The organism is Paracoccus sp. (in: a-proteobacteria), from assembly GCF_047605025.1.
Lineage (GTDB): Bacteria > Pseudomonadota > Alphaproteobacteria > Rhodobacterales > Rhodobacteraceae > Paracoccus.
Genome location: NZ_JASGGO010000012.1, coordinates 18,994 through 31,949 on the forward strand (window position 1 = coordinate 18,994; position 12,956 = coordinate 31,949).

At 63.9% G+C, this 12,956-nt stretch carries 14 protein-coding genes; all 14 read left to right on the forward strand.

Annotated features, from left to right (window positions below):
* Window positions 1-107: 107 nt before the first annotated feature.
* Window positions 108-506: a DUF5333 domain-containing protein gene (locus QM682_RS08670; protein WP_415128787.1), complete on the forward strand. Its 399-nt coding sequence runs from the start codon at window positions 108-110 to the stop codon at window positions 504-506.
* An 8-nt stretch (window positions 507-514) separates the two neighbouring features.
* Window positions 515-964 carry a hypothetical protein gene (locus tag QM682_RS08675; RefSeq protein ID WP_415128789.1) on the forward strand — a complete coding sequence of 150 codons (450 nt, stop codon included), beginning with the start codon at window positions 515-517 and terminating at the stop codon, window positions 962-964.
* Window positions 965-1,054: 90 nt separating this feature from the next.
* Window positions 1,055-3,076, forward strand: a complete 2,022-nt coding sequence (nuoG, locus tag QM682_RS08680) for an NADH-quinone oxidoreductase subunit NuoG (RefSeq protein ID WP_415128791.1) — start codon at window positions 1,055-1,057, stop codon at window positions 3,074-3,076.
* A 6-nt stretch (window positions 3,077-3,082) separates the two neighbouring features.
* A complete protein-coding gene (locus QM682_RS08685; protein WP_415128793.1) occupies window positions 3,083-3,865 on the forward strand; it encodes a hypothetical protein in 783 nt (260 codons plus the stop codon).
* A gap of 18 nt (window positions 3,866-3,883) precedes the next feature.
* The gene (gene nuoH, locus QM682_RS08690) at window positions 3,884-4,921 is read left to right on the forward strand and encodes an NADH-quinone oxidoreductase subunit NuoH (RefSeq protein WP_415128795.1); all 1,038 of its coding nucleotides are present in this window, start codon (window positions 3,884-3,886) and stop codon (window positions 4,919-4,921) included.
* Between the two features lie 3 nt (window positions 4,922-4,924).
* Window positions 4,925-5,107, forward strand: coding sequence for a hypothetical protein (locus QM682_RS08695; RefSeq protein WP_415128797.1), 183 nt, complete (start codon window positions 4,925-4,927; stop codon window positions 5,105-5,107).
* On the forward strand, window positions 5,107-5,598 hold the full coding sequence (gene nuoI / locus QM682_RS08700; protein WP_415128799.1) for an NADH-quinone oxidoreductase subunit NuoI: 492 nt from the start codon (window positions 5,107-5,109) through the stop codon (window positions 5,596-5,598). Before QM682_RS08695 ends, nuoI begins: the two co-directional genes overlap by 1 nt.
* Window positions 5,595-5,999, forward strand: coding sequence for a carboxymuconolactone decarboxylase family protein (locus tag QM682_RS08705; protein ID WP_415128801.1), 405 nt, complete (start codon window positions 5,595-5,597; stop codon window positions 5,997-5,999). Before nuoI ends, QM682_RS08705 begins: the two co-directional genes overlap by 4 nt.
* Window positions 5,996-6,598, forward strand: a complete 603-nt coding sequence (locus tag QM682_RS08710) for an NADH-quinone oxidoreductase subunit J (RefSeq protein WP_415128803.1) — start codon at window positions 5,996-5,998, stop codon at window positions 6,596-6,598. Before QM682_RS08705 ends, QM682_RS08710 begins: the two co-directional genes overlap by 4 nt.
* A 98-nt stretch (window positions 6,599-6,696) precedes the next feature.
* Window positions 6,697-7,002 carry an NADH-quinone oxidoreductase subunit NuoK gene (gene nuoK / locus QM682_RS08715; RefSeq protein WP_155064184.1) on the forward strand — a complete coding sequence of 102 codons (306 nt, stop codon included), beginning with the start codon at window positions 6,697-6,699 and terminating at the stop codon, window positions 7,000-7,002.
* A gap of 7 nt (window positions 7,003-7,009) precedes the next feature.
* Entirely contained in the window at window positions 7,010-9,139 is a 2,130-nt protein-coding gene (nuoL, locus tag QM682_RS08720; RefSeq protein ID WP_415128805.1) for an NADH-quinone oxidoreductase subunit L, read from the forward strand.
* A 1-nt stretch (window position 9,140) separates the two neighbouring features.
* Entirely contained in the window at window positions 9,141-10,682 is a 1,542-nt protein-coding gene (locus QM682_RS08725) for an NADH-quinone oxidoreductase subunit M (RefSeq protein WP_415128807.1), read from the forward strand.
* A gap of 9 nt (window positions 10,683-10,691) precedes the next feature.
* Window positions 10,692-12,203 carry an NADH-quinone oxidoreductase subunit NuoN gene (gene nuoN / locus QM682_RS08730; protein ID WP_415128809.1) on the forward strand — a complete coding sequence of 504 codons (1,512 nt, stop codon included), beginning with the start codon at window positions 10,692-10,694 and terminating at the stop codon, window positions 12,201-12,203.
* Window positions 12,196-12,951 (forward strand): biotin--[acetyl-CoA-carboxylase] ligase, encoded by a 756-nt coding sequence (locus tag QM682_RS08735; protein ID WP_415128811.1) that lies wholly within the window; start codon window positions 12,196-12,198, stop codon window positions 12,949-12,951. The genes nuoN and QM682_RS08735 overlap by 8 nt, the downstream gene beginning before the upstream one ends.
* The last annotated feature ends 5 nt before the right edge of the window (window positions 12,952-12,956 follow it).

A 12,956-nucleotide genomic window follows, 5' to 3' on the forward strand; every position in this document is an offset into this window, starting at 1 on the left:
CCCTGGGGGATCGCGGGCGCATGGTCGGGCCGCGATCAAGACAAGGTGTCGAACCTCGTCGCGCCCGCCGTGTTATGACCGGGTGTCATGACAGAAAGGCCAAAGCCATGAACCTCCTGCGCTTCGCGCTGATCGCCGCCACCCTGGCCAGTCCCGCCGCCGCGCTGGAATCACTTAGCCAGGAGAAATACATCAATGACCGGCTGATCGCCGCGCGGGTGGCGGACCGTATCCGCCGCACCTGTCCGACGATCAATGCCCGCTTGCTTTACGCCTATGGCGAGGCCCGCAAGCTGAAAAGCTATGCCCAGGACAAGGGCTATTCTAACGCCCAGATAGATGCTTTCCTGGACAGCAAGGCCGATAAGAAGCGGATCTATGCCGTGGCCGAGGATTATCTGACCCGCAACGGCGCGAAGGCGGGCGATGCGCAAAGCTTCTGCGTCCTGGGCCGGAACGAGATCCGTGCCAAGTCGATCATCGGTAGCCTGTTGGTGGCGAAATGAAGAAATGGATGAACCGCATCGGACTGCTTCTGATGGCCGCCTCGGCCGCCGCGATGATCGCGGGGGACGCCTTCGCGGGTGAGCCTTCGGACCCGTTCCAGCCGACCGCGCAGAAATTCTACCTGCAATTCTCGATCTTCGCGCCGGGCGACCTGCAATGCGACGCCAGCGGTCCCGGCGTGCGCAGCAAGGTGACGCATGGCATCACCGGCGCGCCGCTGCTGCGCATCACCGGCAATGCCGATCAGGCGGTGATCAGTTGCTGGCGGCCGGATGGCAGCCGCTATACCACCGATCTGAACCGCACCCTGCGCTATAATACGGGGGGGGCGATCCGGGCCACCGTCACCTTCCGGCCCGGCGCCGACACCGGCAGCGTGCTGGTCCAGCGCGACGGGGAACAGGACAGAATGGTGCCGCAAGTCTTTCCCCGTGCCTTCGTGAAGGTGCAGGGATGATGGCGCAAGATACGAACCGGCCAGCCTTGGGCCAGCATTTGAAACTCGCATCGGCCGGTCGCCGCTGCGGGGCATGAGGGAAGACGAAAGATGGCGGACCTTCGCAAGCTCAAGATCGACGGCAAGATTGTCGAGGTCGATCCCAATCTGACCCTGATCCAGGCTTGCGAGCAGGCCGGGATCGAGGTGCCGCGCTTCTGCTATCACGAGCGCCTGTCGATCGCCGGCAATTGCCGCATGTGCCTGGTCGAGGTCGTGGGCGGCCCGCCCAAGCCCGCCGCTTCTTGCGCGATGCAGGTCAAGGACCTGCGCCCTGGCCCCGAGGGCGCGCCCTCCGAGATCAAGACCAACAGCCCCATGGTCAAGAAGGCCCGCGAGGGGGTGATGGAGTTCCTGCTGATCAACCACCCGCTGGACTGCCCGATCTGCGACCAGGGCGGCGAATGCGACTTGCAGGACCAGGCCATGGCCTATGGCATCGACTTCAGCCGCTATCGCGAACCCAAGCGCGCCAGCGAGGATCTGAACCTTGGCCCGCTGGTCGAGACGCATATGACGCGCTGCATTTCCTGCACCCGCTGCGTGCGCTTCACCACCGAGGTCGCGGGCATCACCCAGATGGGCCAGACCGGCCGTGGCGAGGATAGCGAGATCACCAGCTATCTGAACCAGACGCTGGAATCGAACATGCAGGGCAACGTGATCGACCTGTGCCCGGTGGGCGCGCTGGTCAGCAAGCCTTATGCCTTCACCGCCCGTCCCTGGGAACTGACCAAGACCGAATCCATCGACGTGATGGATGCGCTGGGATCGAACATCCGCGTCGACACCAAGGGCCGTGAGGTCATGCGCATCCTGCCGCGCAACAATGACGGCGTGAACGAGGAATGGATCAGCGACAAGACCCGTTTCGTCTGGGACGGGTTGCGTCGCCAGCGCCTGGATCGCCCCTATATCCGCGAGAACGGCAAGCTGCGCCCGGCCTCCTGGCCCGAGGCGCTGGAGGCGGCCGCCCGCGCGATGAAGGGCAGGAAGATCGCCGGCCTGATCGGCGATCTGGTCCCCACCGAGGCTGCGTTCAGCCTGAAGCACCTGGTCGAGGGTCTGGGCGGCAAGGTGGAATGCCGCACCGATGGCGCGCGCCTGCCGGCCGGCAACCGCTCGGCCTATGTCGGCAATGCGACGATCGCCGACATCGACAATGCCGCGATGATCCAGTTGATCGGCACCAACCCGCGCGAAGAGGCGCCGGTGCTGAACGCTCGCCTGCGCAAGGCATGGGCGCGCGGCGCCAAGATCGGGCTGGTGGGTGAGGCGGTCGATCTGACCTATGATTATGCCCACCATGGCAGCGACCGCGCGGCGCTGGAAAAGCTTTCCTCGACCGAGATCGGCGACGAGGCCAAGGCGAAGCCCTCGCTGGTCATCGTTGGCCAGGGTGCAATTCGTGAGGCGGATGGCGAGGCCGTGCTGGCCCATGCGATGCGGCTGGCCGAGAATTCGGGCAGCAAGCTTCTGGTCCTGCACTCGGCGGCGTCCCGCGTCGGCGCGATGGATGTGGGCGCGGTGACCGAAGGCGGGCTGAGTGCCGCCATCGACGGCGCCGAGGTGGTCTATAACCTGGGCGCCGACGAGGTGGACATCGCCGCCGGCCCGGTGGTGATCTATCAAGGTAGCCATGGCGACCGGGGCGCTCATCGCGCCGACATCATCCTGCCCGGCGCCTGCTATACCGAGGAGAACGGCCTGTTCGTGAACACCGAGGGCCGGCCGCAGCTTGCCATGCGGGCGAATTTCGCGCCCGGCGAGGGGAAAGAGAACTGGGCGATCCTGCGCGCGCTTTCCGCCGAGTTGGGCGCGACCCAGCCCTGGGACAGTCTGGCGGGTCTGCGCCGTGCGCTGGTCCAGGCGGTGCCGCATCTGTCGCGGATCGATTGCGTGCCGGAAAACGAATGGCAGCCGCTGACCCGCTTCGACCTGGGCCGAGCCAGCTTCCGCTATGCGGTCAAGGATTTCTACCTGACCAATCCCATCGCGCGTTCATCGCCGCTGATGGGCGAGCTTTCGGCAATGGCAGCGGCGCGCAGGGCGCCCGCAATGGCGGCGGAGTGACTTGGTATGCGAAAGCCCTTCTGGAGCTGCATCGGATTTGTCTCGGTCCTGGCGCTGCTCTCGGCATGTTCCGAGGGCGCGCCGGAGCCCGAGAATGGCCGGCCTCGGTCCAAGCCCGAGCAGTTGAACGTCTCGGTCCTGCATAGCGATGCGGGTGCGCCGGACAAGAAGGTGCTTTCCCGTGGCCGGATCTCGACCAAATCCGGCGATATCCTGATTCTGGAACCCGATGGCTCGGTGACCGAGATGGCGCTGGACAGCCCCGGCGGGCGCGATGCCTTCGAGGTTTCCGAGGCCGATCTGGCGCTTCTGAACCAGAACCTGGGCCTGGACCTGTCGGGTGTGCGCAGCCTGGGTCCGGTGACCCGTCGCGGCCCGACCGCGCAAGAGCGCGCCATCGCCGAATTCAAGGCCCGCACCAAGCCGCTGCGGCTGAACCTGCCCGCCAGCTTCAAGGCCGATCCGAAGGCATTCGTCGGTGCCAATGTGGCGAATTACGACAGCCCCCGACGCAAGGGTGACAGCCTGGTCGAAGTGACGGCGAACCTGCGCGGCGGGGTAGACGCCGACACGGCATTCGCCTATGCCACATGCGCGCTGGCCAATTGGGCGGATGCTCAGGGCACCCAGTACGCCCGTCACATTCGAACCCTGCGCCAGGAGCGCAACGGCAAGGTGATTGTCGGCTCGGTCTTCACGCTTTCCGAAAAGCAGCCGATGGGCCTGACGGTAATGACAACGAAAGACACCTTGCAGGAATGCAAGGCGCGCGGCATTCCCGCGGCGTGACAAGAGGGACGTAAGATCATGGCTGAATTCTGGGGTTCGCCCTTTGGTTTCGCGCTCAGCCTGCTTTTGCAAGGTTTGGCGATCATCGCCTTCGTCATGGGCTCGCTGATCTTCATGGTCTATGGCGACCGCAAGATCTGGGCGGCGGTGCAGATGCGTCGAGGCCCGAACGTCGTCGGTCCCTGGGGCCTGCTGCAAACCTTCGCCGACGCGCTGAAATATATCGTCAAGGAAATCGTCATCCCCGCCGGGGCGGACAAGTTCGTCTTTTTCCTGGCGCCCTTCCTGTCGATGATGCTGGCGCTGTTCGCCTTTGTCGTCGTGCCCTTCGACGAAGGGTGGGTGATGGCCAATATCAACGTGGGGATCCTGTTCATCTTCGCCGCCTCATCGCTTGAGGTGTATGGCGCGATCATGGGCGGCTGGGCCTCGAACTCGAAATATCCGTTCCTGGCCTCGCTGCGGTCGGCGGCGCAGATGATCTCCTACGAGGTCTCGCTGGGGCTGATCATCATCGGCATCATCATCTCGACCGGGTCGATGAACCTGACCGAGATCGTTCATGCGCAAAAGGGCAGCTATGGCCTGCTGAACTGGTATTGGCTACCGCATCTGCCGATGGTCGTGCTGTTCTTCGTTTCGGCCCTGGCGGAAACCAACCGCCCGCCCTTCGACCTGGCCGAGGCGGAATCGGAACTGGTCGCGGGCCATATGGTCGAATATTCGTCCACGCCCTATCTGCTGTTCATGGCAGGCGAATATATCGCCATCTACCTGATGTGCGCGCTGCTTTCGCTGCTGTTCTTCGGCGGCTGGCTGTCGCCTGTCCCGTTCATCGCGGACGGCTGGTGGTGGATGGTCATCAAAATGTGGTTCTGGTTCTACATGTTCGCCATGGTCAAGGCGATCGTGCCCCGCTATCGCTATGACCAACTGATGCGGATCGGCTGGAAAGTGTTCCTGCCTCTGTCGCTGGGCTGGGTGGTGCTGGTCGCGATCCTGGCGCGCTACGAGGTTCTGGGCGGGTTCTGGGCACGCTTCGCGATCGGAGGTTGATCCATGTATTCCAACAAGCTAGCCGAGGTATTTGCGGCAGCCAGTAAGACTGACAAGGTGGAACTGGCGCATTTCCTGGTCAATAATCTGGATGCCGCGGACCATGCGCAGGACAGCGCGTGGGGGCGGGGTTGTGTTGCCGCGTTCGATCGTTTCGCGGCCCCGAAGCAAGGGGAGCGTTTCTGATGGCCTTCGACCTGGTCCGCGCGACCAAATATTTCCTGATGTGGGACTTCATCAAGGGCTTCGGCCTGGGCATGCGCTATTTCGTCTCGCCCAAGGCGACGCTGAACTATCCGCATGAGAAGGGTCCGCTGAGCCCGCGCTTTCGGGGTGAGCACGCGCTGCGCCGCTATCCGAACGGCGAGGAACGCTGCATCGCCTGCAAGCTCTGCGAGGCGATCTGTCCGGCCCAGGCCATCACCATCGATGCCGAGCCGCGCGACGACGGTTCGCGCCGCACGACGCGCTATGACATCGACATGACGAAATGCATCTATTGCGGCTTCTGCCAGGAGGCTTGCCCGGTCGATGCCATCGTCGAGGGGCCGAACTTCGAATATGCGACCGAGACCCGCGAGGAGCTTTTCTATGACAAGGAGAAGCTGCTTGCGAACGGCGCCCGCTGGGAGGCCGAGATTGCCCGCAACCTTTCCATGGACGCGCCTTACAGATGAGCGATCCCTTCACCAAGCTTTTCGCGCAGATGATGAGCCAGGGTCAGGAAATGGCCAGGGCATGGAACCCCGCGATCGAACATTTCGACATGCGCAAGGTCGAAAAGCTGGTGCCCACCATGCCGGCCGATATGCTGGAAATGTGGTTCGGCAAGACCTTCAACCGTGAGGGGCTGGACGCCAAGACGCGTCTGCTTCTGACCATCGGCGCGATCACCGTCCAGGGCGCGCTGGCCGAGCCGCAATTGCGCATGACCATCCGCCAGGCGCTGGCGGCCGGCGCCACGAAACGCGAGATCGCCGAGACGATCTATCAGATGAGCATGTTCGGCGGGCTGCCTGCGATGCAGAAGGCGCTTGAGATCGCCCAGAGCGTCTATGCCGAGGAGGACGAGGAATGATGACCTTCGCATTCTACCTGTTCGCGATCTGCGCCTGCGTCGCGGGCTTCATGGTCGTGATCGGGCGCAACCCGGTGCATTCGGTGCTGTGGCTGATCCTGGCATTCTTCTCGGCGGCGGGGCTGTTCGTGCTGCAAGGCGCCGAATTCCCGGCCATGCTGCTGGTGGTGGTCTATGTCGGCGCGGTTGCGGTGCTGTTCCTGTTCGTCGTCATGATGCTGGACGTGGATTTCGCCGCGCTCAAGGGCGAGCTGGCGCGTTACCTGCCGCTGGCGCTGGTGATCGCGGTGGTGCTGCTGGCGCAGCTTGGCATCGCCTTCTCGGGCTGGACCCCGGCCGAGCAGGCGCAAAGCCTGCGTGCCGCCCCCATGGCCGAGGGCGTGCCGAACACGCTGGGCCTGGGCCTGGTGCTTTACGACCGCTATCTGCTGACCTTCCAGATCGCGGGCCTGGTCCTGCTGGTCGCGATGATCGGCGCCATCGTCCTGACCATGCGCCACCGCCGCGACATCAAGCGCCAGAACGTGCTGGAGCAGATGTGGCGCGACCCGGCCAAGGCGATGGAACTGAAGGATGTGAAGCCGGGCCAGGGGCTTTGAGCGCGGCAATCGGACCGCGATAGCCATCGGGACCGTCACGGCGGTCCTTGTAGCAAACGAATATTTCGGCGGGTGAAAGAACCCGGAGGGACAAGACGATGATCGGATTGACACATTACTTGGTGGTGGGGGCGATACTTTTCGTCACCGGCATTTTCGGCATCTTCGTGAACCGAAAGAACGTCATCGTCATTCTGATGTCGATCGAGTTGATGCTTCTGGCGGTGAACATCAACTTCGTCGCCTTCTCGACCCATCTGGGCGATCTGGCGGGGCAGGTCTTTACCATGTTCATCCTGACCGTCGCCGCCGCCGAGGCCGCCATCGGCCTTGCCATCCTGGTCGTCTTCTTCCGCAACCGCGGCACGATCGCGGTGGAAGATGTCAACGTGATGAAGGGCTAAGCCGCGCATGGAAAAGATCGTCCTCTTCGCGCCCCTGATCGGGTCCCTGCTGGCTGGTTATGGCTGGCGCCTGACCGGCGAGAAGGCCGCGCAGTTGATCACCACGGGCCTGCTGGTGCTGAGCTGCCTGCTGTCCTGGGTGCTGTTTCTGACCTTCGACGGCGTGACGCGCCATATTCCGATCCTGGATTGGGTCGTGGTCGGGGACTTCCATTCCGAATGGGCCATCCGCATCGACCGGCTGACCGTGATCATGCTGGTCGTGGTCAACTCGGTCTCGGCGCTGGTGCATACCTATTCGATGGGCTACATGGCCCATGACGACCATTTCGGTCATCATGCGCATTACAAGGCGCGTTTCTTCGCCTATCTGTCCTTCTTCACCTTCGCCATGCTGATGCTGGTGACGGCGGACAACCTGCTGCAAATGTTCTTCGGCTGGGAAGGCGTGGGCGTCGCGTCCTATCTGCTGATCGGCTTCTATTACAGGAAGCAGTCGGCGGGTGCCGCGGCGATGAAGGCATTCATCGTGAACCGGGTCGGGGATTTCGGCTTCCTGCTGGGCATCTTCGGGCTTTACTGGCTGACGGGCACGATCCAGTTCGACCAGATCTTCGCCCAGGTGCCGCAGATCGCCCAGACCTCGATGCATTTCCTGTGGCGCGACTGGAACGCCGCGAACCTGCTGGCCTTCCTGCTGTTCGTGGGTGCGATGGGCAAATCGGCGCAGCTTCTGCTGCACACCTGGCTGCCGGACGCGATGGAGGGGCCGACGCCGGTTTCGGCGCTGATCCACGCCGCGACCATGGTGACGGCGGGGGTCTTCCTGGTCTGCCGCATGTCGCCGCTGATCGAGTTCGCACCCGAGACCAAGCATTTCATCGTCATTATCGGCGCGACCACCGCCTTCTTCGCGGCGACCGTGGGGCTGGTGCAGAACGACATCAAGCGCGTCATCGCCTATTCGACCTGTTCGCAACTGGGCTATATGTTCGTGGCGGCGGGCGTGGGGGTCTATTCGGTCGCCATGTTCCACCTGCTGACGCATGCCTTCTTCAAGGCCATGCTGTTCCTGGGCGCGGGGTCCGTCATCCATGCCATGCATCACGAGCAGGACATGCGGAACTATGGCAACCTGCGCAAGAAGATCCCTCTGACCTTCTGGGCCATGATGATCGGCACCTTCGCCATCACCGGCGTCGGCATTCCGCTGACCCATATCGGCTTCGCGGGTTATCTGTCCAAGGACGCGGTGATCGAAAGCGCCTGGGCGGGGAGTTCCTATGCCTTCGTGATGCTGGTCATCGCCGCCTGCTTCACCAGCTTCTATAGCTGGCGCCTGATCTTCCTGACCTTCTTTGGCAAGGAGCGGGGCGATCACCACGCGCATGAGCATGCCCATGAAAGCCCGCCGATCATGACGGTGCCGCTGGGCATCCTGGCCGTCGGCGCGGTCTTCGCCGGGATGGTCTGGTATGGCCCCTTCTTCGGCGATCACCACAAGGTGACCGAGTATTTCCATATCGCTGGCGCGCATCATGAGGCCGCCGAGGGCGAGCATGGCGCCGCCGAACACGCGACGACCGAAGCACCGGCCGGGACCCACGCCGCCGAAGGCGCGGATGCGGGCCACGCGGTGGCCGAAGGCGAAGCGGCCGAAGGTGGGCATGCGGCCGTCGCCGCTCCGGTCGGAGGGGCGATCTATATGGCGCCGGACAACCATATCATGGACGAGGCCCACCACGCACCCGCCTGGGTCAAGGTCTCGCCCTTCATCGCGATGCTGATCGGCTTGTTCACCGCCTGGATCTTCTATATCCGCAGCCCGGACATTCCGGTGCGGCTGGCGCGGGCGCAACCGGCACTGTATCAGTTCCTGCTGAACAAATGGTATTTCGACGAGATCTACAATTTCATCTTCGTCCGTCCGGCGCTGTGGTTGGGCCGCTTCCTGTGGAAGGGTGGCGATGGCGCGGTCATCGACGGGGCGATCAACGGGGTTGCGATGGGGCTGATCCCGCGCATGACCCGCGCTGCGGTCCGGGTGCAATCGGGCTATCTGTTCCACTATGCCTTCGCGATGGTGCTGGGGATCGTGGGCTTGCTGATCTGGGTGATGATGCGGGGCGCGCACTGACATGACGAACCTTCTTTCCATCATCACCTTCCTGCCCATCGTCGCGGCGGGGATCATGGCTCTGTTCCTGCGTGGTCAGGACGAGGCGGCGGCGCGCAATGCCAAATGGCTGGCGATGCTGGCGACCTCGGCCACATTCCTGATCTCGCTTTTCGTGCTGTTCGGCTTCGATCCAGCCAATACCGGCTTCCAGTTCGTCGAGGATCGCGCCTGGATCATGGGCCTGCGCTACAAGATGGGCGTGGACGGCATCTCGGTCCTTTTCGTGATGCTGACCACCTTCATGATGCCCCTGACCATCCTTTCCTGCTGGGAAGTGGAAAATAAGGTCAAGGAATACATGATCGCCTTCCTGGTGCTGGAAGGGCTGATGATCGGCGTCTTCACCGCGCTGGACCTGGTGCTGTTCTACCTGTTCTTCGAGGCCGGGCTGATCCCGATGTTCCTGATCATCGGGATCTGGGGCGGCAAGGACCGCATCTATGCGGCCTTCAAGTTCTTCCTCTATACCTTCCTCGGCTCGGTCCTGATGCTGGTCGCGATGATCTCGATGTATCGCATGGCGGGCACGACCGATATCGCGACGCTGCTCACCTTCGACTTCCCCCATGAAACCTATCGCCTGCTGGGCGTCACCGTGATCGGCGGCACGCAGATGCTGCTGTTCCTGGCCTTCTTCGCCAGCTTCGCGGTCAAGATGCCGATGTGGCCGGTCCATACCTGGCTGCCCGACGCGCACGTCCAGGCGCCTACGGCGGGTTCGGTCCTGCTGGCGGCGGTGCTCTTGAAGATGGGTGGCTATGGCTTCCTGCGCTTCAGCCTGCCGATGTTCCCGGTCGCTTCCGAAATCATGCAGCCGGTGATCTTCTGGATGTCGGCCATCGCCATCGTCTATACCTCGCTGGTGGCGCTGGTGCAGTCGGACATGAAGAAGGTCATCGCCTATTCCTCGGTCGCGCATATGGGTTATGTGACCATGGGGATTTTCGCCGCGAACCAGATCGGCGTCGACGGCGCGATCTTCCAGATGCTGTCGCATGGCTTCGTCTCGGGCGCGCTGTTCCTTTGCGTCGGCGTCATCTACGACCGCATGCACACGCGCGAGATCGACGCCTATGGCGGTCTCGTGAACCGGATGCCGCGCTATGCGATGATCTTCATGTTCTTCACCATGGCGAACGTGGGCCTGCCCGGCACCTCGGGTTTCGTGGGCGAGTTCCTGACGCTGATGGGGGTGTTCAGGGAAAACACCTGGGTCGCGCTGATCGCGACGACCGGGGTGATCTTCTCGGCCGCCTATGCGCTGTGGCTTTACCGCCGCGTGACCCTGGGCGATCTGATCAAGGAAAGCCTTAAGACGATCACGGACATGACCGCGCGCGAGAAGTGGATCTTTGTGCCGCTGATCGCCATGACCCTGATCCTGGGCGTCTATCCGCGTCTGGTCACCGATGTGACCGGCCCTGCGGTGGCCAGCCTGCTCAATGACTATAACCAAAGCCAGGCGGTGGTCGAAACCGCCGCGGCGACGACCAGCCACTAGGGGGCAGATATGACCTCGCTCGATTTTTCGACCATTCTGCCCGAGGCGCTGCTGTCCTGCTTCGCGCTTGCCGCGCTGATGGCGGGCGCCTATCTGGGTAAGGACCGGCTGGCTCCGACGCTGCTCTGGGCGACCGTGGCGGCCTTCCTGATCGTCGCGGCCATGGTGGGTCTGGGTGACCGGGCCGACCAGCTTGCCTTCCACGGCATGTTCATCGACGATGCCTATTCCCGCTTTGCCAAAGTGGTGATGCTGGTCGCCGCCGCCGCCGTCCTGGCGATGAGCGCCGATTACATGCAGCGCCGCAACATGCTGCGCTTCGAGTTCCCGATCCTGATCGCGCTTTCGGTCGTGGGCATGATGCTGATGGTGTCGGCAGGGGATCTGCTGGTCCTCTATATGGGCCTGGAGCTGCAATCGCTGGCGCTTTACGTCGTCGCGGCCATGCGCCGGGACTCGGTCCGCTCGTCCGAGGCGGGGCTGAAATATTTCGTGCTCGGCTCGCTGTCCTCGGGCCTGCTGCTTTATGGCGCCTCGCTGGTCTATGGCTTCTCGGGGACGACCAGCTTTGCCGGCATCATCACGACGCTGAACGCGGGGCACCTGTCGCTGGGCGTGCTTTTCGGGCTGGTCTTCATGCTGGTCGGGCTGGCCTTCAAGGTCTCGGCCGTGCCCTTCCACATGTGGACCCCGGATGTCTATGAAGGCTCGCCCACGCCGGTCACCGCCTTCTTCGCTACCGCGCCCAAAGTCGCGGCGATGGCGCTGATCGCGCGGCTGGTCTTTGACGCCTTCGGGCAGGTCATCGCCGATTGGAGCCAGATCGTCGCCGCGCTGGCCGTCATGTCGATGTTTCTCGGCTCGATCGCCGGGATCGGCCAGACCAATGTCAAGCGGCTGATGGCCTATTCCTCGATCGCGCATATGGGCTTCGCGTTGGTCGGCCTGGCGGCAGGCTCGACCGTGGGCGTGCAGGCGATGCTGATCTATATGACGATCTATGCGGTGATGAACATCGGCACCTTCGCCTTCATCCTGTCGCTTGAGCGTGACGGCGTGCCGGTCAGCGACCTTGCCGCGCTCAACCGCCTCGCCTGGGCCGAGCCGACCAAGGGCCTTGCCGTGCTGGTCCTGATGTTCAGCCTGGCGGGCGTGCCGCCGACCCTGGGCTTCTTCGCCAAGTTCGGCGTGCTGAACGCGGCGGTGGGCGCCGGCCTGGGTTGGCTGGCGGTGATGGGCGTGATCGCCTCGGTCATCGGGGCCTTCTATTACCTGCGCATCGTCTATTACCTGTATTTCGGCACCGAGACCGAGGGCGTGACCTCGCGCATGGGTGCCGTGCAGTATCTGGGTCTGGTGGTTCCCGCCGCCGCCATGGTGATCGGCGCGATCAGCATGTTCGGGGTGGATGGCGCCGCCGGCCGCGCGGCCGAGACGCTGGTGGCGGCCCCGTCGGCGCATGCCGCCCCGGCCCCCGCGCTGCCCGATCAGCCGCAGCCCGAGCCAGATACCGTTGAGTGATCTTTGGCCTATGGGCGTGGGCCGGCATGTGCTGGCCCGCACCGACAGCACCAATGCCGAGGCCATGCGGATGGCCTCGGCACTTTCCGCTCCTGCCTGGATCATGGCGCATCGGCAGATGGCCGGGCGGGCGCGTCGGGGCAGGGAATGGGTCATGCCCGAGGGGAATTTCGCGGCTACGCTGGTGATACGCCCCAAGGGCGGCATGGCCCAGGCGCCGCAGCTTTCCTTCGTGGCCGCGCTGGCGCTTCATGACGCGCTGACGCTTGCCTGCGGTCCCGCCGCCCGGCTGGCGATCAAATGGCCGAACGACGTGCTGCTGAACGGCGGCAAGGTCGCGGGGATCCTTCTGGAAGGCGGAGCCGCGGGCGCGGTCTCCTGGGTCGCGGTCGGGATCGGTGTCAATCTGGCCGCCGCCCCCGAGGCCACGGCGGTCGAGGCGGGCGCCCTGCCTCCGGTCTCGGTCCGGGGCGAGACGGGCTTCGACGCATCGCCCGAGGCGTTTCTGGACCTGCTGGCCCCCGCCTTCGCCAACTGGCTTTCCCAGCTTGAGAACTGGGGCTTTTCGGTCATCCGCAACGCCTGGCTGGCCCGCGCCGCCCGCCTGGGAGAGCCGATCATCGCCCGCACCGGCCAGGCCGAGACGCGCGGCATCTTCGAGGGCGTGGACGAGCAGGGCGCGCTGATCCTGAACACCTCTGGCGGCCGGGTCTCGCTTCCTGCCGCCGATGTCTTTTTCGGAAGCTGATCGCC